We start from the raw sequence: 21,840 nt of genomic DNA, 5'->3' as shown, positions 1-21,840 counted from the left end.
CACCAGGAGGTAGCGAGACATGAGGCGGTTGTTCTGGCTCGGCATCGGTCTGGCCGTCGGCGTGGTGGTGGTTCGCAAGGCGACCCGGACCGCGCAGGCGTACACCCCGGCCGGCATCGCCAGCACGTTGTCGGAATCCGCTGGCGGGCTGGTCGAGTCGCTGCGTAGCTTCGTGGAGGACGTCCGGATCGGGATGGCCGAACGCGAGCAGGAGATCCACCAGGCGTTCGCCCAGGGTGAGGCGTTCGACGACCAGTTCGCCGAGTTGCGGGAGGACCCGCGGATCGGCGATCGAGAAATCTTTCCGGAGGAACACCAGCGATGAAGACGGCGGAGATCAAGCGGCGGTACCTCGCCCACTTCGAGGCGAACGGCCACGCCGTGGTGCCGTCCGCTCCGCTGCCCGCCATCAGCGACCCGAACCTGCTGTTCGTCAACGCCGGTATGGTGCAGTTCGTCCCCTACTTCCTGGGCCAGCAGACGCCGCCGTACCGGCGCGCGGTCAGCGTGCAGAAGTGCATCCGCACCCCGGACATCGACGAGGTCGGCAAGACCAGCCGGCACGGCACGTTCTTCCAGATGAACGGCAACTTCTCCTTCGGTGACTACTTCAAGGACGGCGCGATCCCGCTCGCCTGGGAGCTGATCACCAAGCCGCTGGACCAGGGCGGGTACGGCCTCGACCCGGAGCGGATCTGGCCGTCCATCTATCTCGACGACGACGAGGCGTTCGAGATCTGGCGCTCGATCGGCGTGCCGGCCGAGCGGATCGTCCGCCGGGGCAAGGCGGACAACTTCTGGTCGATGGGCATTCCCGGGCCGTGCGGCCCGTCCTCGGAGCTGTTCTACGACCGGGGTCCGGAGTACGGCCGCGAGGGCGGCCCGGCGGTCGACGAGGACCGCTACATGGAGTTCTGGAACCTCGTCTTCATGCAGTTCGAGCGGGGTCCGGGCACCACCAAGGACGACTACCCGATCCTGGGTGACCTGCCGGCGAAGAACATCGACACCGGCATGGGCCTGGAGCGGATGGCGTCCATCCTGCAGGGCGTCGACAACCTCTACGAGATCGACGAGGTCCGGCCGATCCTGGACCGGGCGGCCGAGCTGACCGGCAAGCGCTACGGTGCGCACTCCGGTCACGTGGCCAGCGAGTCGCACCCGGACGACGTCCGGCTGCGGGTGGTCGCCGATCACGTGCGGACCGCGCTGATGTTGATCGGCGACGGCGTGACTCCGAGCAACGAGGGGCGCGGCTACGTGCTGCGCCGGATCATGCGCCGGGCGATCCGGTCGATCCGGCTGCTCGGCTGGCAGGATCGGGCGCTGCCCGAGCTGCTGCCGGTGGCGCGGGACTGCATGGCGCCGTCGTACCCGGAGCTGGCGACCGACTTCGACCGCATCGCGCAGTACGCGTACGCGGAGGAGGAGGCCTTCCTGTCCACGCTGCGCGCCGGCACCACGATCCTGGACACGGCGATCGCCGAGACCCGCACCGCGGGCGGCACGGCGCTGTCCGGGGCGAAGGCGTTCCAGCTGCACGACACGTACGGCTTCCCGATCGACCTGACCCTGGAGATCGCCGCCGAGCAGGGCCTCAAGGTCGACGACGAGGGCTTCCGCCGGCTGATGGCCGACCAGCGGACCCGGGCGAAGGCGGACGCGCAGGCCCGCAAGACCGGGCACACCGACGTGTCGGCGTACCGGTCGGTGCTCGACGCGGACGGCCCGGTGACGTTCACCGGGTACAGCGAGGTGGCGCGCGAGTCGCGGGTGCGGGCGCTGCTCGGCGAGGACGGCCCGCGCCAGGCGGCGACCGAGGGCGACACGATCGAGCTGGTGCTCGACACGACCCCGTTCTACGCCGAGGGCGGTGGTCAGCAGCCCGACCAGGGCATGATCACCGTGGGCGGTGGTCAGATCGAGGTGTTCGATGTGCAGCAGCCGGTGCCCGGCCTGATCGTGCACCGGGCCCGGGTGATCCGGGGTGAGGTGCGTGCCGGCGAGACTGGCTTCGCGGAGATCGACACCACCCGGCGGCGGGCGATCTCCCGGTCGCACACCGCGACCCACCTGGTGCACCAGACGATGCGCAACTTCCTCGGCGACTCGGCGACGCAGGCGGGTTCGCTGAACGCGCCGGGGCGCCTGCGGTTCGACTTCAACACCCCGACCGGTGTGTCGCCGACCGTGCTGCACGACGTGGAGCAGCAGGTCAACGAGGTGCTCCTGGCCGACCTGGAGGTGCACGCCTTCATCACCTCGCTGGACGAGGCGCGGCGGATCGGGGCGATGGCGCTCTTCGGCGAGAAGTACGGCGAGGAGGTGCGGGTCGTCGAGGTGGGCGACTACGCCCGGGAGCTGTGCGGCGGCACGCACGTGGCCCGCTCGGCCCAGCTCGGCCTGGTGAAGATCCTCTCCGAGTCGTCGATCGGCTCCGGGGTCCGTCGGGTCGAGGCGCTGGTCGGCATGGACGCCTTCGGCTTCCTGGCCCGCGAGCACCTGCTGGTCTCCCGCCTGGCCGAGCTGTACCGGGTGCCGAACGACCAGGTCGCCGACCGGGTGGAGCAGACCGTGACCCAGCTCCGGGACGCGGAGAAGGAGCTGGAGAAGCTCCGTGCCCAGCTGGTGCTGGGTGGGGCGGCGGCGCTCGCCGCCCAGGCCAGGGACGTGCGCGGGGTGGCGTACGTGGGCACCGAGGCGCCGGAGGGCGCGGCCGGCAACGACGTGCGGACGCTGGCCCAGGAGATCCGCGGCAAGATCGACCCGGCGCGGCCGGCGGTGGTCGCGGTGGCGGCTCGCGCGAACGGCAAGGCGTCCCTGGTCGTGGCGGTCAACCAGGCCGCCCGCGGTCGGGGCCTGGCCGCCTCGGATCTGGTGAAGGCGGCGTTCTCCGGGCGCGGCGGGGGCAGCCCCGATCTGGCCCAGGGTGGCGGCCTGCCGGCGGCCGAGGCGCCGAACCTGTTGCTCACCGTCGAGAAGGCGGTCACCGAGGCGTGATGGACCACCATTGTTCGACCAGGGCGGGCCGGCCGGTCCGCCCTGGTTCGTTCGTGCCAGAGGTGACGGTCGGTGACTGAGCTGACGCGCGGGGTGCGGATCGGGGTGGATGTCGGCCAGGTCCGGGTGGGGGTGTCCCGCTCGGACCCGGACGGCGTGCTGGCCGTTCCGCTGGTCACCCTGGCCCGCGACCTGACCGCGGCGCCGGACGCTGTGCCGAGCGACCTCGCCGAGCTGGCGGCGCTGGTGGCCGAGCACGAGGCCGTCCAGGTTGTCGTCGGTCTTCCGGTCAATCTCGCCGGGAAGCACGGCCCGGCGGCTGTCCACGTGAAGGCGTACGCTGGCCGACTGGTCGATGTGATAGCGCCCGTCCCGGTAACGCTCACTGACGAGAGGATGTCGACCGTGGTCGCTTCTCGTAGGCTTGCCGAGCGTGGCGTTCGGGGCAAGCGTCAACGTGCGGTTGTCGACCAGGCGGCCGCAGTGGAGATTCTGCAGAGCTGGCTGGACGCGCAGCGGAGGCGGACGTAATGATCGACGATCTGGATCTTGGGTTCGACGAGCCGGAGCGGGGGCAGAAGGGCCGGCACCGGCACGGCTTCGTCCGCAAGCGCAAGGGCGGGTCCGGGGGCCGGGGCAAGACATTCCTGGCACTGCTACTGGCCCTGTTCCTGCTGGGCGGCATCGGCGGCGGGGCGTTCTACGGCTTCGACCGGATCCAGAACTACTTCGTCACCCCGGACTACGACGGCGCCGGCACCGGCGAGGTCACCGTCGAGATCAAGCAGGGCGCGCTGCTCGCCGACATGGCCGACGCGTTGGTCGCCGCCGACGTGGTGAAGAGCCAGAAGGCGTTCGTCGAGGCCGCCGAGGCCAACTCGCGCAGCAAGAACATCCAGCCGGGCACGTACAAGCTGCGCAAGCAGATGAGCGGCGCGAGCGCCGTCACCGCGATGCTCGACCTGAAAAACAAGATCGTCAACGGCCTGACCATCCCCGAGGGCCGCACCAGCTTCAACATCTACAAGCTGCTCTCCGAGAAGACCAAGATCCCGGTCAAGGACTTCCAGGCCGCCGCGAAGGACCCGGAGGCGCTCGGCGTCCCGGACTGGTGGTTCAAGCGCGACGACGGCAAGAAGGTCGTCAAGTCCGTCGAGGGCTTCCTCTACCCGGACACGTACGAGATCCCACCCAAGGCCACCGCGGAGAGCATCCTCAAGCTGATGGTGGACAACTTCCTGTCCGTGACCGGAGAGATGAAGTTCGCCGACCGGGTGCAGAAGGAACGCAAGGTCAGCCCGTATGAGGCGCTGATCGTGTCCTCGCTGGCCCAGGCCGAGGCCGGCAACAAGGACGACCTGGGCAAGGTCGCCCGGGTGGCCTACAACCGGGTGTACGGCGAGTTCAACTGCAACTGCCTCGAGATGGACGTCACGGTCAACTACTACCTGGAGTCGATCGGCAAGCCGACCAAGAGGTCCGCGGACATGACGGAGGCCGAGTTGGACGACTCGAAGAACCCGTACAACCGTAAGCTGCGGGGCCTGATCCCCACCCCGATCAACAACCCGGGTAAGCAGGCGCTGGAGGGGGCGATGGCGCCGCCGCCGGGCAAGTGGCTCTACTTCGTGGCGATCGACAAGCAGGGCCACTCCGCCTTCGCCGAGACGTACGAGGAGCAGAAGCGCAACGAGGCCAAGGCTCGGGAGGCCGGCGTCATCTGATGGCGCTGCGACGACGTGCGGCGGTGGTGGGCAAGCCGATCGCGCACTCCCTCTCCCCGGTGATCCACACCGCCGGCTACACGGCGTCCGGGCTGGCCGGGTGGTCGTACACCCGGATCGAGTGCGCGGCGGCGGAGCTGCCGGACCTGGTCGCCGGCCTCGGCCCGGAGTGGGCCGGGCTGTCGGTGACCATGCCGGGCAAGGAGGCGGCGCTCGCGGTGGCCGCGGATGCCTCGCCGGTCGCGGTCGCCGTCGGCGCCGCCAACACGCTGGTACGCCGGCCCGACGGCTCCTGGTACGCGGACAACACCGACGTCGGCGGCATGGTCCGGGTGCTCACCGACGCCGGGGTGAGCGCTGGCGCGTCCATGACTGTGCTCGGCGCCGGCGGTACGGCTCGCGCCGCGCTGGCCGCCGCCGCTCGGCTGGCGTCTTCCTCGGTGACGGTGGTGGCCCGACGGGCCGAGGCGGTCGACGACCTGCGGCCGGTGGCGGAGGCGCTGGATGTTCCGCTGAGCGCCGGTGCCTGGGCCGACGCGCCCCGGCACCTGGCCGCCGAGGTGGTCCTCTCCACCGTGCCCAAGGGGGTCGCCGATCCGCTGGCCGACGCGGTGACCTGGTCGCCGGGCGCGGTGTTCTTCGACGCGCTCTACGACCCGTGGCCGACACCGCTTGCCGCGTCCGCCCGTGCGGCGGGCCTGCGCGTGGTGTCCGGTCTGGACCTGTTGCTGGCCCAGGCCGTCGGCCAGTTCGAGCAGTTCACCGGGGTGGCAGCCCCGGTCGAGGCGATGCGGACGGCGCTGCGGCGGGTGACCGGGGGCGCATTCCTTAGCTGACGGTTAAGACGCGCTTAGGGAAAACTGTCTTCCGTACGGCATGGTGCGGTCGTCGATACGCTGCTCAGCGTCACGGCAGCAGACACAGGGAGTTCTCCTTGAGCAGGCACGGACTGCACCGCATCACCCGGCACCGCCCCGGCCCCCGGCGCAAGGCGATCGCCCTCGGCGTTGTCGGCGGCTCGGTGGTCGCCGGCATCGTGGTGACCATGATGCCGTTGCTGGCCAGCGACGACCTCTCGATCCGGGCGGCGGCGGACACCACCGCGACAGTGGTCACGCAGGACGGTGACAACGCCGCCAAGTCGACCCTCGCGACCTGCGCGACGCGCTGCGACGGCAACCCACGCGGTGGCCGCGAGGCGGTCATCGAGTTCGCGGTGACCACCGTGCCGGCCGCCGCGGTCAACGTCCGGGCGACGCTGCGGGTGCACGCCTGGCAGCAGTTCGCCGCCACGGTGACGGCGCACGCCTCGCCGCTGAGCGCCCGCGAGGCACGCCCGGCCCCGAAGCCGGCCGGCGCCGCGCTGGACACGGTGACCGGGGTGTCCAAGGGCTTCAACGAGTGGGACATCTCCCGCCTGGTCACCGGCAACGGCACCTGGACGGTGTCGCTGGCCCAGACCGGACTGGACACCCGGATCTACTGGGCGTCGGCGGAGAACCGCGACCCGGAGCTGCGCCCGCGTCTGGTGATCAGCTACGACATCGGGGCCCGGCCGTCGCCGGTGACGACCACCCGCCCGGCGCCGCCCCCGGCGCCGACGCCGAGCGCGTCGCCGACCACCGCCGCGCCGAAGCCGTCGCCGACCGTCGCCCCGACCCGGACGCCCACTCCGTCGGCGAAGCCCACGGTCGCGCCCGGCAAGTGCGGCGTGGTGTCGGACAAGCTCGTCCCGTCCTGTGGCGCCTGGTGGGGCATGTACTCGCCGTCCGGGGCGGCGAGCGGCTGGAACCACGGCAAGGCGGTCGCCGACGTGGAGGCGCAGGTCGGTCGCAAGTTCGACATCGTGCACCGCTACCACGACTTCTCCAACGCCGGCAGCAACGGTGCCTTCCCGGACGAGTACGAGCAGCAGCAGATGCGCGAGGGCAGGTTGATGTTCTTCGCCTGGGAGTCGCGCAACTACTCCACGGGCACCAGCCTGACCTGGGCCGACGTCTACAGTGGCCGGCAGGACGCGACCATCGACGCGGTCGCTGGCCGGATCCGGGACGCCAAGGTGCCGGTCTTCATGGGCTTCGACCACGAGCCGGAGGACGAACCGGCCAAGGGCAGTGACGCCGACTTCGTCCGGGCCTGGCGCTACGTGTACGAGCGGTTCGCCAAGGCCGGCGCGGACAACGCGGTCTGGGTCTGGACGATGATGGGCTGGTCCGGCCACTACTCCCGGTACGCCGGGCTGTACCCGGGCGACAGCTACGTCGACTGGGTGGCCTACGACCCGTACAACTTCCACGTCTGCAACGGCAGCACGGTGTGGAAGACCCCGAGCACCACAGTGGGCGGCTTCTACCGGTGGCTGGACGACAACGGCATTGGCGCAGGCAAGCCGCGGATGCTCGCCGAGTTCGGCACCAACTTCAACTCCGCCGACCGCAGTGCCAAGCAGCGCTGGTTCCAGGAGTTCCCGGCGGCGCTGAAGGCGCACCCGAAGATCAAGGCCGCCATCTACTTCAACTCGTCGGGCATGACCACCCGCACGACGACCTGCGACATGACGATGAACCACGACGCGTCGGCGCTTGCCGGCTTCGCCGAGGCCGGCCGTGATCCGTACCTGCGGCAGCCCACCGGAGGGAGCCGCTGACCGCGACGACGAGGGCAGTGCCGGCAGTTCACTGACCGGGTCGGGGATCCGATCCGTCAGTGTTCTGTCGGCTTGCTGATCCATGCACCGCCCAATCGGCGGATATCGCCTACCAGGCTGGACGAGGCACGCTACCTCGGGTTCTCATCCAATCTGGAGGCGCAGCGTGCCCAAACTCTCGCATTTGTGGCGTTTTGCAGGACGACGTCGTGTTCAGGCGGGGGCGGTCGCGCTGGTGACCGCCGCCGCGGTGCTCACTGTTCCCACCGCGACCTCGGCGGCGGTCGTGCCGGCACCTCAGTCGGCGACCCTGGTTTCAGCCAACCCCGCAAACGCCACCCCGCACGCCCGCGACGGCGAGACCCGCGCGTTCGCGCAGGTCGGCAACACGGTCTTCGTCGGCGGCAGCTTCACCCAGATCCGGCAGACCGCCAGCACCGCGTGGGTCACCCGGCGCTACCTGTTCGCGTACGACCGCAGCACCGGCACCATCTCCACCACCTTCCTTCCGGTGCTCGACGGCGCGGTCAACACGCTGCTCGCAGGCCCCGGCGGCACGCTGATCGTCGGTGGCACCTTCAAGAACGTCAACGGGGTCTCTCGCAAGAACCTGGTCGCGCTCAACCCGTCCACCGGCGCGACCATCGCCAGCTGGGTCGGGCGGTCCGACGGCGGCACCGTCCGTGATCTGGTGCTGGACGGCAACTGGCTCTACGTGGCCGGCGCGTTCAACTGGCTCAACGGCACGGCGCACGCCGGTCTCGGCCGGCTCAACGCGACCACCGGCGCGATCGACCCGACCTTCAACATCAACGCCACCGTCGGGCGGCACAGCACCACCTCGTACGTGTGGACGATCGACGTGGCGCCGGACGGCGACACCCTCGTCCTCGGCGGCAACTTCATGTACGTCAACGACGTGCCGCGCAACCAGATGGCGCTTGTCGACGTCTCCGGCACGCCCGCGCTGATCGACTGGAGCACCGAGAAGTTCGTCCCGCCGTGCGCGGCGCCGGCGACGTTCGTGCACTACGTGCAGGACGTGAAGTTCGGCGGCGACGGCAGCTGGTTCGTGGTCGGCAGCAACGGCGGCGCCGGCTGGCCGACCGCGTACTGCGACGCGTTGGTCCGCTTTGAGACCTCCGCCCGGGGCGCCGGCCAGCTCGCCACGTGGGTTGACTTCACCGGCAACGACACCATCACCGCCGTCGAGGTCGCCGACAACGTCATCTACCTCGGTGGGCACTTCCGCTGGATGAACAACCCCAACGCCAGTGACGCGGCCGGCGCAGGCGCGGTCGACCGCCTCGGCATCGCGGCGGTCACCCCGGCCACCGGTATGCCGGTGAACTGGAACCCGCGCCGCACCGGCGGCGCCTCGATGCCCGCGGGCACCAGCGACTGGGGTTCGGCGGTGCCGGTGCTGTGGCGCGGCTCGGACGGTCTCTACTTCGGGCAGAACTCCGACGGGATGGGTTCGGAGTACCACGGCCGGCTCGGCATGTTCCCGCTCGCCGGCGGACGCACCTTCAACCCGAAGAACCCGCCGTCGGCGACCACCGGCAACCTCTACCTGGGCACCGGATCGGGCACCCTGGCCAAGGTGCCGTTCGACGGCGTGGCGCTGGGCACGCCGACCACCGTCAGCCAGCCCGCCTACACGGCGGCCGGCGCGACCTGGCGGGTCGATGACCGGATCTACTGGTCGCACACGGTGGCCGGCACGCCCACCGGCAGCCGGATCGACATCTCAATGTTCAACGGCGGGGCGATCGGGGCGCCCTGGGAGGCGTCCGGCTACAACGACTGGTTCAACCCGGCCGCGCTGACCGGCGCCTTCTTCCTCAACGGCCGGCTCTACTACACGCGTACCGGTGCCAACAACCTCTACTACCGCTACTTCGAGATCGACGGCAACTACCTCGGCGCCACCGAGTTCACCCTGCCGACGACCGGCGTGTCGTGGTCCGGGGTGCGCGGCATGGCCTGGGTGGGCGGCAAGATCGTCTACGGCGCCACCAACGGCACGCTGCGCAGCGTGGCGTTCGACCCCACGGTCGCGCCGAGCGCGGTGGTCGACGGCACCACGGCGACCGTGATCACGGCCGCGACTCCCGGGCTGTCCTGGTCCACTCCATCGACGTTCTTCTCGGTGCAGTAGCGGCTGACTGTTCGTTACGGAACATCGGTAGATTGTTCACATTGGGCCGGCGGCGGTACCACCGCCGCCGGTCCCGCACATGGGGGAGGGTCGTTGGTCGGCGCCGCTGGCATCCGCGCGAGACGCGCGGTACGCCTGGTCTTCGCGGTCAAACGCGGCTGGTACCGGCTCCGCTACCGGCGACTCACGCTCGGCCGGGACGTGGAGATCCGGGGCCGGATCCGGCTGCGCCGCGGGGTACGGGTCAGCATCGGCGACCGCACCCGGTTGAACAAGCTGGTCCGCTTCGCCGGCCCCGGTGAGGTGCGCATCGGCGCGGACTGCCTGCTGAACGCCACCTGGATCGGCACCTGGACGTCGGTGACCGTGGGGGACCGGTGCCTGCTGTCGGACTGCGAGCTGCTCGACAACGACTTCCACAACCTGGCACCCGAGCAGCGGCACGCGCCGCCCAGCCCGGCCACCCGCGCCCCGATCGTCATCGAGGAGAACGTGTGGATCGGCGCGCACGCCCTGGTGATGAAGGGCGTACGGGTCGGCCGGGACAGCGTCGTGGGCGCCGCGGCGGTGGTGCGCACGGACGTGCCACCTCGCGTCGTCGTCGTCGGCAATCCTCAACAGACAGTGAAGAAGTTCCATGACTGACGCAGGCTCCGCCTCCTGGCCCACGGACGGCTCGTCCACCGGCGCCGCCCGGTCCCTCACGCTGAGCGACCTGCTCCGGGTGCCGATGCACCGCCTGCGGCTGGTCGCGGCGGTGGCTACGGTGGGTCTGCTCGCCGCGCTCGGCTACCTGGTGCTGGTGCCGCCCGCGCTGACCGCGAGCGCTGTGGTGGCGGTCCGGCCGGTGGTGACCGACGCGTTCACCCCCAGCGGTGCGGGCGCCGACCGCGCGGTCAACATGAACGTGGAGAGCGGCATCGCCACCGGCACCGAGGTGGTCCAGCGGCTCGCCGCCTCGGCCGGCGGCGACCCGCGCGACATCCGCGACGCGCTCGATGTCGAGGTGCCCACCGGCGGGCAGATCCTGCGGTTCAGCTACCAGGCCCGGGACGCCGAGCGGGCGGTGCAGAGCGCCAACCTCGCCGCACAGGCCTACCTCGAGGTGCGGCGCGGCATGTACGAGCAGCAGCGCGGCGAGATGCTGCGCTCGTACGACTCCAGCATCACAAAGGTCGTCGCCCAGCAGACGGCGGTGCAGAAGCGGGCGAACAGCGCCAAGGACACCGCCGCCGGGGACGCCGCGCTCGCCGAACTGGCCGGCATCAACAATCAGCTCACCCAGCTCAACGCCGCCCGCACCGAGATCGCCGCGGTCGACATCAACCCGGGCTGGGTCACCCAGACCGCCGAGCGGGCGCTGGTCTCGTCCGCCGGGCACCGGCCGCTCTTCCTGATCGCCGGCGTGCTCGGCGGCGCGCTGGTCGGCGTCGTGCTGGCGTACGCGTGGGAGTCGACCGACCGCCGGGTGCGCTCGGTCGCCGACGGCCGGGACGCCACCGGCCTGCCGCTGCTCGGCACGGTGCGCCGCCCTTCGTTCCGGGGCAGTCCCCGGGCGGTCGACGCGGACATCCGCTACGTGGCGATGGCGGTCGCCGAGCGGGTTCGCCAGCCGGCCCGGGTGGCGCTGGTCACCGCCCGGGAGGACGCGACGCCGCTCACCGCCGGGCTCGCCGTGGCGCTCGCCGCCGACGGCCGGGAGGTCTTCGTCGCCGACGACAGCGGGCGCGCCGAGCGGCTGCGCGCCGCGGTGCTCGCCGACCGGGGCCGGCTGCCCATCGATCCGTCCCGGCCGCTGGTGCCCAAGCCGCGCCCGTCCGGCACGCCGACCGCGGCCGGCACCACCATCGACAGCACGACCCGCCGGCCGTCCCCGCACCCACCGGGCGCCCGCCCGTCCACCGACCCGGACGCGACGCTGACCCTGCCCCGGGTCGCCTCCGCGCGGGCGGAGAACAGCCGGCCGGCAACACCGGACGAGGTGAGCGTCGGGGTGGGCAGCGTCCGGTTCGGCACCTGGCGGCAGGGCGCGGACCACGGGCTGGTGCTGTTCAACGCGCCGCCCGCGGAGTCCGACGAGCGGGGCGTCGCGGTGGCCCGGCAGGGCTGCGCGGTGGTCGTCGTCGAGCGGGACCGCACCCGCCAGAGCGACCTGCGGCGCCTCGTGGAGCGGCTGCGCGCGGCGGGGGTCACGCCGCTGGGCTTCGTGCTCACCCGCAACGGCCGGGCCTGATCGGTGCCAGCCACACGCGCCCCGGCGACCGACCCGCCGGCCGGCGATACCCCGGCCGGCGGCGTGCCGATGTCATCGGCTCCGCCGCCGCCCCGGCTGCCGCTCTGGCCGCTGTCGATGATGTTCGGCCTGGTGCCGCTCTGGTGGCTGCTCGGGGCGTTCTATCTCGGTTGGCCGCTGCTGGGTGCGCTGCTGCTCGCGCTGCTGCTCACCCGGGGCCGGGTGCCGCTGCCGCCGGCGGCCGGCATCTGGCTGCTGTTCCTGGCCATCGTGCTGGTCAGCGCCACCCAGCTGTCGTCCCCGACCTCCCTGCTCACGTTCGCGCTGCGACTGGCCTTCTACGTGACCGCGCTGGTGGTCGGGGTCTACGTCTACGCCGCCGCCCGGGAGCGCGCCGACCTGGTGGTGGTGCTCGCCCCGCTCTGCGCGTTCTGGTTCGCGCTGGTGGTGCTGGGCTGGCTCGGGGTGCTGGTGCCCCGGCTGGCGATGACCACCCCGGTGGAGGTGCTGCTGCCCGCCGGGGTGGCCCGCACCCCATTCATCCAGGACATGGTGCACCTGAGCACGGCGGAGTACAGCGCCCGTTCGCTCAATCCGATCTACCGGCCGGCCGCGCCGTTCGCGTACACGAACAACTTCGGCAGCTCGTATGCCATCACACTGCCCTGTGTGGTGGCCTTCGCCATGCTGCGCCGGCGGGGCCTGCTGCGCTGGGCGCTGCTGGCCTCGCTGCCGCTGTCGCTGGCGCCGGCGTTCCTCACCCTCAACCGGGCGATGTTCCTCAGCCTCGGCGCCGGGCTGGCGGTGCTCGGGGTGCGGGCCGGCCTGCGGGGCAACGTCCGGGTCGCCGCGTCCATCGTCGGGGTGGTCGTGATCGGCGCGCTGGCCACCCTGTTCATCCCGATCACCGAGCTGATCAGCAAACGGGTCGATGCCAGCGACACCAACACCGACCGGCTCTCGCTCTACACCGAGGTGATCCGCCGGATGCAGGAGTCGCCGTGGCTGGGTTACGGCGCCCCGGTGAACGTGGACACCGTTTCCGCGGCCGCGCCGATCGGTAGCCAGGGACAGCTGTGGATGGTGCTGTTCAGTCACGGCGTACCGGCGCTGATCTGCTTCCTGGCCTGGTTCGTCGCCGCCGCGGTGATCTGCGCCCGGGCGACCTCGGCGGCCGGGCAGTGGCTGGCGGTGGTTCCGGTGGTCTGTCTGGTGCAGATCCCGTTCTACGGCATGGCCAACCAGAACCTGGCGGTCGCGTTCTTCGCCGTCGCCTTCGCGATGGCGCTCAGCGAGCGGGAGCGGCTGAGCCGCCTGGCCACCTGGCGTCCACCGAGCGCGCGGACTCCGGCGGTGGCCGCATGACCGCCACCACTCGCCCCCCGGACAGCCCGGTGCCGGCGCACGACACGACGGTGCCGGTCGCTGCCCCGGCGGCGGGCGCGGGCGCGGCGGAGACCCGGCGTAGTGCGCGCAGTGGTGTGGCCGGTCTGCTCGGCGCGGCCACCAGCGGCCTGTTCGGCTTCGTGCTCGCCGTGGTGATCACCCGGGGGTACGGCACGACCGGCGCGGGCGCGTTCTTCGCCGCGATCGGGGTCGTCACCGTGGCCACCGCGGTCTGCACGCTCGGCGCGGAAACCGGTCTGATGTGGGCACTGCCGCGGCGCCGCCTCGGCGCCCGGGGGGACGCCGCCCGGGTGCTCCCGGTGGCGCTGATCCCGCCGCTGCTGGCCGCGTTCCTGGTCGCCGGCGCCGGCGCGCTGGCCGCCGACGCGCTCGCCCCCCGGCTGCTACGCGGCTCGGGCGAGGGCGGTGACACGCTGCTCACGGTCACCTTCGCCGCGGTGCCTGTGGTGGTCGCGATGACCCTGCTGCTGGCCGCGTTGCGTTGCGTGCGGCCCATCAGGGCGTACGTCGGGGTGCAGTTCCTTCTGCTGCCGGTGGCCCGGCCGGTGCTGGTCGGCGCCGCCGCGCTGGCCGGCGGCGGCCTGCTCGCCGGCATGACGGGCTGGCTGGTGCCGGCGGCGCTGGCGCTGCTGGCCTGCCTGACCCTGGTGGCCGGCCCGCTGGGGCTGGGCCGGGGAGCCGCGCTGCGACCGAGCCGCACCGACTGGTCGACGTTCTGGCGCTTCGCGCTGCCCCGGGCCGCCTCGGCGGCCATCGACGCGGGCAGCATGTGGGTAGGTGTGCTGCTCACCTCGGTGCTGGCCGGGCCGGCGGACGCCGGGGTGTTCGGCGCGGTCGGCCGGTACGTGCTCGCCGGGCAGTTGGCCATGCAGGGGTTGCGGGTGGCGGTGTCACCGCAGCTGTCCCGGCTGCTCGGGCAGGGCGAGCGGGCCGCCGCGGCGGCCGTGCACCGGCAGCTGACCACCTGGGGGCTGGTGCTGTCCTGGCCGGTGTACCTGCTCCTGGCGGTCTTCGCCCTGGCCTTCCTGCAGCTGTTCGGGCCGGAGTTCACCGCCGGCGTGCCGGCGATGACGGTGCTCGCGCTGGCGATGCTGGTGAACACCGGGGTGGGCAACGTGCAGAGCCTGCTGCTGATGGGCGGGCGCAGCGGGCTGCATCTGGTGGCCACCCTGGCCGGGCTGACCGTGACCGTCTCGCTGGGGCTGTGGCTGATCCCCGGGCACGGCGCCACCGGTGCTGCGCTGGCCTGGGCCGCCGGCATCGCCACGGAGAACCTCACGGCCGCCGCGTTCGCGCGGTCGGTGGTGCGCGAGCCGCTGTTCGACGCCGCGACGCTGCGCGCGGCGGCGGCCACGGTCGCCGGTGTGGGCCTGGCGGCCGGCGCCGGCGTGCTGGCCGGCGGTCGCGGCCTGCCGGGGCTGGTGGTGGCGCTGGTGGTGCTGCTGGCCGGTTGCGTCGGCTTGTTGACGTTGCCCCGGGTGCGCGCCGGCATCCGGGTGACCATGAGGCAGATCCGTGGGCGGGACGGTGCGGCCGCAGCCGCCAACCCCGCGCCGGCATCGACGAGAGGCAGGTGAGGTCCGTCGTGGCGTCCATCCGTGATCGGGTGAAGCAGTTGGTCCCGACCCAGGTGACCACCCGGGTGAAGGACTCCCTGGTCGACTACGGGGTCCGCACCAGCGACAGGCGTCCCCTGCCGGACTTCCTGATCATCGGCACCAAGCGGGGCGGCACCACCTCGCTGTGGAACTACCTCATCCAGCACCCGCTGGTGCCCCGGCTCTTCCCCGCGTGGAACACCAAGTCGGCGCACTACTTCGAGGAGCACTGGGGTCGCGGCGAGGCCTGGTACCGCTCGCACTTCCCGACGGAGCGGCAGCGCGAGGCCCTCGCCAAGCGGCACGGCGGGCCGGTCCGCGTCGGCGAGGCCGCCCCGCTGTACATGTTCCACCCGCTCGCCGCGCAGCGGGTCGCCGCGCTGATGCCGACGGTGAAGCTGATCGTGCTGCTGCGTGATCCGGTGGAGCGGGCGTACTCGCACTGGAAGGAGCGCCGCACGCACGGCATCGAGCCGCTGGACTTCGCCGCCGCGCTGGCCGCCGAACCGGAGCGCACGGCGGGGGAGCGGGAGCGGCTGATCGCCGAGCCGGAGTCCTTCAGCGAGCCGTACGACTGGTACACGTACCGGGCCCGAGGGCGCTATCTGGAACACCTGGAGCCGTGGCTGGAGCGCTTCGACCGGGGGCAGATCCTCTTCCTGCCCAGTGAGGACCTCTACCGCGACTCCCGCGCGACCTACCGGCGCACCCTGGACTTCCTCGGGTTGCCGCCGTACGACCTGCCCAGCTTCAAGGTCTACAACGACCGGCGTTCGGCGCCGCTGGAGCCGGCTGTGCGCGCTGAGCTGACCGACTACTACCGGCCGTACAACGACGCGCTGCGCCAGCGGCTCGGGCTGGCCCTCGACTGGGCGGACCGGGCGGCGTGACCACCTGGGTCGACCCGGCCACCGACCCCAGGTCCCGGGTGGACGGGCTGGGCTGGGTGAGCCGAGCAGTCTTCCCGGACGACCGGGTCGGCCTGACCGTGAACGGCGCCCCGCCGCCCGGGCACCAGGCGGTCGCCCGGTACGCGGTGGTGCCGTCGGTGGCCAGGGCGCGGTTCCTGGTGCCGTTGGGCGCGCCCCGCGCCGGGGCGGCGTCGCTGCTGGCGTACAACGCGCTGCGGCCACCGAAGGTGCGAGCGCTGCGGGCGGTCCTCGGTGGGCTGGCCCGGTTCGGCTCGGCCGGGCTGGCACCGTTTCCGACGTTGACCGTCTCGGTGCCGTCCGGGGTGCCGGCGGCCGACCTGCTGCTGTCCGAGCGGCTCACCGCCGCGCTCGGCGGTACGCCGCTGGTGGCCGCCTTCGGGGTGCGGCCGCCGGATCCGAACGGCAAGCCCACCCTGCAACTGTTCAGCGCCGACGGTCGTCCGCGCGGCTACGCGAAGATCGGCTGGAACGACGCGACCCGTGCGCTGGTCACCGCCGAGGCGGCCGCGCTGCGGGCGTTGCGCGAGGTGGCCGGCGTCGCCGATCACCCGGTACCGCCGGGGCTGCTCACCGAGACGGCGTGGGCCGGCCAGGTGGTCGCGGTGATCGAGCCGCTGCCGCCGGCGGTACGCGGCGTGCCGGTGGATGATCCGCCGCGGATCGCGGCGCTGCTTGCGGTCGCCCGTCGCGGCGGCCCGGCCGGCGTGCCCCGACCGTTGGCCGGGTCCACGTTCCTGACCCGGCTGGCCGCGCAGGCCGACCGGGCGGCCGCGGCCGAGCCGGCCGGCGCGCGGGCGGTCGCCGCGGTGGCCGCGCTGGCCCGCCGGCACGGCGGCACCACCGTCGAGTTCGGACACTGGCACGGCGACTGGGTGCCGTGGAACCTGGGCCGGCACGCCGGCCAGTTGGTCGCCTGGGACTGGGAGCACAGCGGCCCGGACGTTCCGCTCGGATTCGACCTGGCGCACGACGCCTTCCAGCGGGCCCTGGTGCTGCGCGGGGAGTCGGCCGCCGTCGCCGCGGCGGACGTTGACGGCCACCTCGGCCGACACGGTGACCGGCTGGGCCTGGGCCCGGCGCAGCGCCGGCTGGTGGCCGACGCGTACCTGGTGGAGATGTGGCTGCGCACCTTTCGGCTGGCCGACGCCGGCGCGGGGTGGAACGCCGCGCTGCATCCCGCACTGTTGGACGTCATCGAGAAACGACATAGTGAGTGATCCGGGCACTTCGCCGCGCCGATGGGCGTTGACCATCGCCGTAGCGTGACGGAAGAATTGCTGCTTGTGATGAGCGTCGATGGCTGGCGGAGGGTCGACGGCAGTGACCGACCCCGATTGGTGATCGACTGATCAACCGGTCGCCCTATTCAACGGTCGGGCAACCTGTGATCTGCTGCTGCGTGGCGTTAACCGAAATTCCAAGCGAACTTGTGGGGAGTCGCGTGGACAGGAACAACAACGACGACGGGCAGCCCGTGCTGCTGCTCGTCGGCTCCAGCGGCGGCCACCTGGCCCAGCTGCTCGCCCTGCGGCCCTGGTACGAGAGTTGGCGGCGCTGCTGGGTCACCTTCGACACTCCCGAGGCGGTGTCGCTGCTGGCCGGCGAGGATCTGGTGCCGGCACACCACCCGACCACCCGCAATGTGCCGAACCTGCTGCGCAACGCGGTGCTGGCGTGGCGGGTGCTGCGGGGGCGGCGGGTCGCCGCGGTGGTCACCACCGGCGCCGGGGTGGCCGTGCCGTTCGTGGTGCTGGCCCGGCTGCGGCGCATCCCGACCGTCTACATCGAGGTGTACGACCGGATCGACACCGCGACGTTGACCGCCCGGCTCTGCCGGCCGTTCCTGTCCGCGATGCTCGTGCAGTGGGACGAGCAGCGGCGGCAGTACCCGGAGGCCACCGTCGTCGGGACGCTGCTGTGAGCGGGGAGACCGGCACCGCCCGGCGCCTGCACCCCGCACTGTCGGTTTCCCCGCCGGAGCCGGCCCGGCTGCCGCGTCAGCGCGACGCCACGGCGGCCATCCGGGTCGGGCTGCTGATCGCGGTCGGCACCGACAAGCACCCGTTCCACCGGCTCGTCGACTGGTTGGCGCAGTGGCACGCGCAGGCCGGCGACCAGGTCGGCCTGACCGTGCAGCACGGGCACACCCCCGCTCCGCAGGTGCCCGGCGCCGTGCCGTTCCTCGGTCACGACGCGTTGCAGCGGGCGATGGCCGACGCCGACCTGGTGGTCTGCCACGGTGGGCCGGCGACCATCCTGGAGGCCCGCCGGCACGGCCACCTGCCCATCGTGGTGCCCCGCGACCCGGCGCGCGGCGAGCACGTCGACGACCACCAGCAGCTCTTCGCCCGCCGGCTCGGCGCCGCCGGGTTGGTGGCGCTCTGCGAGACCCGGGAGGCGCTGCACGACGCGCTGGCCGCCGGGCTTGCCGACCCGTCCCGGTACGCGGTGACCGCCGACCCGGGCGCGCACGAGGCGCGGCGGGCGGCGGTGGCCCGCGTCGGGCAGATCGTGGAGGACCTGGTGGCTCAGTCGGCCCGGCGCCAACCCTGGTGGCGGGCCTGGACGCGGTCCGGCCGCGGTGTGGAGGAGACCCGATGAGCCGGCAGCCGAGCGTCAGCGTCGTGGTGCCCACCCGGGACCGCCCGGAGCTGCTGCGCGCCGCGGCGCGGGCGATCCTGGCCCAGGAGTACCCGGGCCCGATCGAGGTTGTCGTGGTGTTCGACCAGTCCACGCCGGACGAGTCGCTGACCGGGCTGTCCGCCCCGGACCGCGCGGTGCGGGTGATCCGCAACGAGCGCACGCCGGGGCTGGCCGGCGCGCGCAACAGCGGCACGCTGGCCGCCGAGGGCGAGCTGGTCGCGTTCTGCGACGACGACGACGAGTGGCTGCCCGGCAAGCTGGCCGCCCAGGTCGACGCGTTGGCCGCCGACCCGTCGGCCGAGTTCGTCTGTTGCGGCATCCGGGTCAGCTACGACGGGCACACCGTGGACCGGGTGCTCGAGAAGGACCGGGTCACCCTGGACGACCTGCTGCGGGACCGGATGACGGAGCTGCACCCGTCCACCTTCCTGATCCGCGCCACCGCGCTGCGGGACGGCTTCGGGCTGGTCGACGAGGAGATCCCGGGCAGCTACGCCGAGGACTACGAATTCCTGCTCCGGGCCGCGCGCAGCGCGCCGCTGATCAACCTGCGTACGCCGTCGGTGCTGGTCCGCTGGCACAAGCGCTCCTACTTCGCGCAGCGCTGGGACACCATCTCCGAGGCGTTGCAGTGGCTGCTGCGGCGCTACCCGGAGTTCGCCGGCCAGCCGGCCGGCGAGGCCCGGGTGACCGGGCAGATCGCGTTCGCCCGCGCCGCGTCCGGCGACCGCCGGGGCGCGCTGCGCTGGGCCCGACGTACCCTGCGGCGCAATCCCCGAGAGCCGCGCGCCTACCTGGCCCTCGCCGTGGCCGGGAGGGTGGTGCGGGCCGACGCGGTGCTGCGCACGCTGCACAAGCGCGGCCGGGGCATCTGACCGGGTCGGGAACGACGCAACTCACTCCTCGAACGACGCCAGCAGCAGATCGAAGGAGAACCACACATGGGACTTCACTCGCTCAGGTTTCGCCTCGTCGACTCGCCGACCTCCCTCGGCGCAAAACGACGGGCACGGCGCGCGGCCTGGCTGTCGGACACGTTCCCGAACCTGGCCGACATGACCGTCCTCGATCTGGGCGGCCGGGTGGAGAGTTGGGCGCGAGTCCCCGTCCGGCCGGCGCACGTCCACGTGGTCAACCTGGAGCCGCTGCCCACGGAGTTGCCCGACTGGGCTGAGGCCGACCACGCCGATGCCTGCGAGCTGCCGAAGAACATCCTGAGCCGTAAGTACGACCTCGTCTTCAGCAACAGCGTCCTGGAGCACGTGGGCGGCCACGAGCGTCGCCAGCGGATGGCCGAGGCGGTCCGTGAGTTGGGGCGCGCGTACTGGGTGCAGACGCCGTACCGCTACTTCCCGATCGAGCCGCACTGGGTGGCCCCGGGAATGCAGTTCCTGCCGGTTTCGGCACGGGTGGTGATGGCGCGCAGATGGCCGCTCGCCTACAACCCTGGCAAGTCGTACGAGGCGGCGATGAGGCAGGTGCTCACGACCGAACTCATTGGTCGTGCCGAACTTCGGTACCTGTTTCCTGACGCGACGATCCGCAACGAGCGCCTGGCGGGACTGACAAAGTCGATCATCGCAATCCGAAACCGCTGAGCGGGTCAACGTCGGGGAGGGTTGGCTGGTCGACGAGGAGATCCCGGGCAGCTACGCCGAGGACTACGAATTCCTGCTCCGCGCCGCGCGCCGCCGGAGGCGTTGCAGTGGCTGCTGCGGCGCTACCCGGCGTCCGCAGGGCGGGATGCGACGGGCAGCGCACCGAGGCGGAGGCGGGCCGTGACAGACTGACCGCTGTGTTGCGCTGGTTGACTGCAGGTGAATCGCACGGTCCCGCCCTCGTCGCGCTGCTGGAGGGGGTGCCGGCCGGCATCGAGGTGAGCACCACCGAGATCGCCGACGAACTGGCCCGCCGGCGGCTGGGCTACGGCCGTGGCGCCCGGATGTCGTTCGAGCGGGACGAGGTCGACGTGCTCGGCGGCCTGCGGCACGGCGTCACCCTGGGCAGCCCGGTGGCGATCCGGGTGGGCAACTCCGAGTGGCCGAAGTGGCGCACGGTGATGGCCGCCGACCCGGTGGACCCCGACGAGCTGGCCCGGCAGGCCCGCAACGCCCCGCTGACCCGCCCCCGGCCGGGCCACGCCGACCTGGCCGGCATGCAGAAGTACGGCCACACCGACGCCCGGCCCATCCTGGAGCGGGCCAGCGCCCGGGAGACCGCCGCCCGGGTCGCCGTCGGCGCGGTCGCCAAGGCGTTGATCCGGCAGGCGCTCGGCATCGAGATCGTCTCGCACGTCGTCGAGCTGGGTCCGGTGGCCGCGAAGCCCGGGCTGCGCCCGAGCCCGCAGGACGCCGCCCGGATCGACGCCGACCCGCTGCGCTGCCTCGACCCGGAGGCCAGCGCCCTGATGGTCGCCGAGGTGGATGCCGCGAAGAAGGCCGCCGACACCCTCGGCGGCGTGGTCGAGGTGCTGGCGTACGGGGTGCCGCCGGGGCTGGGCAGCCACGTGCAGTGGGACCGCAAGCTCGACGCCCGGCTGGCCACCGCGCTGATGTCGATCCAGGCGATCAAGGGTGTGGAGATCGGTGACGGTTGGCAGCAGGCCCGGTCCCGCGGCTCCGAGGCGCACGACGAAATCATCCCGTCGGCGACCGGCGTCCGCCGGGTCACCGACCGGGCCGGGGGGCTCGAGGGCGGCATCACCACCGGTGAGCCGCTGCGGGTCCGTGCCGCGATGAAGCCCATCTCGTCGCTGAACCGTGCCCTGGCCACCGTGGATGTCATCACCGGCGAGCCGGCCACCGCGATCAACCAGCGCTCGGACGTCTGCGCGGTGCCCGCCGCCGCGGTGGTCGCCGAGGCGATGGTCGCGCTGGTGCTGGCCGAGGCGGCCACCGAGAAGTTCGGCGGGGACTCGGTCGCCGAGATCCGCCGCAACGTGGCCGGCTACCTCGACGCGCTGGTCATCCGCTGATGGCGCCGGTCGTCGTCCTGGTCGGCGCGCCCGGCTGCGGCAAGAGCACAGTGGGGGAGGCCCTCGCCACGGCCCTCGGGGTGGAGTTCCGCGACACGGACACCGACATCGAGCGGATGGCCGGCAAGCCGATCCCGGAGATCTTCATCGACGAGGGCGAGGAGCACTTCCGTACCCTCGAAAGGGCCGCGGTGGCCGCGGCGCTGGCTGCCAGCCCGGGGGTGCTCGCCCTCGGCGGCGGCGCGGTGCTGGCCGAGGAGACCCGCGCCGCCCTGGTCGGGCACCGGGTGGTGCACCTCTCGGTCGAGCTGCCGGACGCGGTGAAGCGGGTCGGGCTCGGCGCCGGCCGCCCGCTGCTGGCGATCAACCCGCGGGCCACCCTCAAGCACCTGATGGACCAGCGCCGGCCGCTCTACGCGGAGGTGGCCACCGCGACGGTGGCCACCGACGGCCGGACCCCGGCGGAGATCGTCGCCGAGATCGCCGCGCTGCTGCCCCGCTGACCCCGGCCCGGCCGGTCA

19 protein-coding genes are annotated in these 21,840 nt (G+C 72.5%); all 19 read left to right on the top strand.

The annotated features are described in order from the left end of the window. Positions 1 to 19 precede the first annotated feature (19 nt). The 19 genes from GA0070607_RS01940 to GA0070607_RS01850 all read left to right on the top strand — a co-directional run bounded on the left by GA0070607_RS01940 (position 20) and on the right by GA0070607_RS01850 (position 21,822). A complete protein-coding gene (locus GA0070607_RS01940; RefSeq protein ID WP_074318557.1) occupies positions 20 to 325 on the top strand; it encodes a hypothetical protein in 306 nt (101 codons plus the stop codon). Beyond that, complete coding sequence (gene alaS / locus GA0070607_RS01935) at positions 322 to 3,000, top strand: alanine--tRNA ligase (protein WP_089016608.1); 2,679 nt, start codon at positions 322 to 324, stop codon at positions 2,998 to 3,000. The genes GA0070607_RS01940 and alaS overlap by 4 nt, the downstream gene beginning before the upstream one ends. A 72-nt stretch (positions 3,001 to 3,072) precedes the next feature. Next, positions 3,073 to 3,531: a Holliday junction resolvase RuvX gene (gene ruvX / locus GA0070607_RS01930; protein ID WP_089016607.1), complete on the top strand. Its 459-nt coding sequence runs from the start codon at positions 3,073 to 3,075 to the stop codon at positions 3,529 to 3,531. After that, positions 3,531 to 4,724 (top strand): endolytic transglycosylase MltG, encoded by a 1,194-nt coding sequence (gene mltG / locus GA0070607_RS01925; protein ID WP_089016606.1) that lies wholly within the window; start codon positions 3,531 to 3,533, stop codon positions 4,722 to 4,724. Before ruvX ends, mltG begins: the two co-directional genes overlap by 1 nt. Further along, positions 4,724 to 5,560 carry a shikimate dehydrogenase gene (locus tag GA0070607_RS01920; RefSeq protein WP_089016605.1) on the top strand — a complete coding sequence of 279 codons (837 nt, stop codon included), beginning with the start codon at positions 4,724 to 4,726 and terminating at the stop codon, positions 5,558 to 5,560. Before mltG ends, GA0070607_RS01920 begins: the two co-directional genes overlap by 1 nt. A gap of 98 nt (positions 5,561 to 5,658) precedes the next feature. After that, complete coding sequence (locus GA0070607_RS01915; protein WP_089016604.1) at positions 5,659 to 7,371, top strand: glycosyl hydrolase; 1,713 nt, start codon at positions 5,659 to 5,661, stop codon at positions 7,369 to 7,371. Positions 7,372 to 7,606: 235 nt separating this feature from the next. Next, positions 7,607 to 9,532 carry a hypothetical protein gene (locus tag GA0070607_RS01910; RefSeq protein ID WP_231930757.1) on the top strand — a complete coding sequence of 642 codons (1,926 nt, stop codon included), beginning with the start codon at positions 7,607 to 7,609 and terminating at the stop codon, positions 9,530 to 9,532. A gap of 93 nt (positions 9,533 to 9,625) precedes the next feature. Then, entirely contained in the window at positions 9,626 to 10,177 is a 552-nt protein-coding gene (locus GA0070607_RS01905; protein ID WP_231930751.1) for an acyltransferase, read from the top strand. Then, on the top strand, positions 10,170 to 11,765 hold the full coding sequence (locus tag GA0070607_RS01900; protein WP_089016602.1) for a lipopolysaccharide biosynthesis protein: 1,596 nt from the start codon (positions 10,170 to 10,172) through the stop codon (positions 11,763 to 11,765). Before GA0070607_RS01905 ends, GA0070607_RS01900 begins: the two co-directional genes overlap by 8 nt. Before the next feature lie 69 nt (positions 11,766 to 11,834). Beyond that, the gene (locus tag GA0070607_RS01895) at positions 11,835 to 13,130 is read left to right on the top strand and encodes an O-antigen ligase family protein (RefSeq protein WP_089021593.1); all 1,296 of its coding nucleotides are present in this window, start codon (positions 11,835 to 11,837) and stop codon (positions 13,128 to 13,130) included. Beyond that, the gene (locus GA0070607_RS01890; RefSeq protein WP_231930750.1) at positions 13,127 to 14,749 is read left to right on the top strand and encodes a lipopolysaccharide biosynthesis protein; all 1,623 of its coding nucleotides are present in this window, start codon (positions 13,127 to 13,129) and stop codon (positions 14,747 to 14,749) included. The genes GA0070607_RS01895 and GA0070607_RS01890 overlap by 4 nt, the downstream gene beginning before the upstream one ends. Before the next feature lie 8 nt (positions 14,750 to 14,757). Then, positions 14,758 to 15,660, top strand: coding sequence for a sulfotransferase domain-containing protein (locus GA0070607_RS01885; RefSeq protein WP_089021591.1), 903 nt, complete (start codon positions 14,758 to 14,760; stop codon positions 15,658 to 15,660). Continuing rightward, complete coding sequence (locus GA0070607_RS01880; protein WP_089016601.1) at positions 15,657 to 16,919, top strand: hypothetical protein; 1,263 nt, start codon at positions 15,657 to 15,659, stop codon at positions 16,917 to 16,919. The genes GA0070607_RS01885 and GA0070607_RS01880 overlap by 4 nt, the downstream gene beginning before the upstream one ends. A 224-nt stretch (positions 16,920 to 17,143) precedes the next feature. Beyond that, positions 17,144 to 17,623, top strand: coding sequence for a glycosyltransferase family 28 protein (locus GA0070607_RS01875; RefSeq protein ID WP_089016600.1), 480 nt, complete (start codon positions 17,144 to 17,146; stop codon positions 17,621 to 17,623). A gap of 110 nt (positions 17,624 to 17,733) precedes the next feature. Further along, positions 17,734 to 18,303 (top strand): glycosyltransferase, encoded by a 570-nt coding sequence (locus tag GA0070607_RS01870; RefSeq protein ID WP_089021590.1) that lies wholly within the window; start codon positions 17,734 to 17,736, stop codon positions 18,301 to 18,303. Further along, positions 18,300 to 19,220, top strand: coding sequence for a glycosyltransferase family 2 protein (locus GA0070607_RS01865; RefSeq protein ID WP_089016599.1), 921 nt, complete (start codon positions 18,300 to 18,302; stop codon positions 19,218 to 19,220). Before GA0070607_RS01870 ends, GA0070607_RS01865 begins: the two co-directional genes overlap by 4 nt. 66 nt (positions 19,221 to 19,286) lie before the next feature. Continuing rightward, positions 19,287 to 19,943, top strand: a complete 657-nt coding sequence (locus GA0070607_RS01860; RefSeq protein ID WP_089016598.1) for a class I SAM-dependent methyltransferase — start codon at positions 19,287 to 19,289, stop codon at positions 19,941 to 19,943. Between the two features lie 197 nt (positions 19,944 to 20,140). Next, positions 20,141 to 21,319, top strand: coding sequence for a chorismate synthase (aroC, locus tag GA0070607_RS01855; protein WP_089016597.1), 1,179 nt, complete (start codon positions 20,141 to 20,143; stop codon positions 21,317 to 21,319). Next, positions 21,319 to 21,822: a shikimate kinase gene (locus tag GA0070607_RS01850; protein WP_089016596.1), complete on the top strand. Its 504-nt coding sequence runs from the start codon at positions 21,319 to 21,321 to the stop codon at positions 21,820 to 21,822. Before aroC ends, GA0070607_RS01850 begins: the two co-directional genes overlap by 1 nt. Positions 21,823 to 21,840 lie beyond the last annotated feature (18 nt).

Origin of the sequence: Micromonospora coriariae (assembly GCF_900091455.1) — a bacterium.
Classification (GTDB): domain Bacteria; phylum Actinomycetota; class Actinomycetes; order Mycobacteriales; family Micromonosporaceae; genus Micromonospora; species Micromonospora coriariae.
This window is presented reverse-complemented; position numbering and strand designations above follow the sequence as displayed.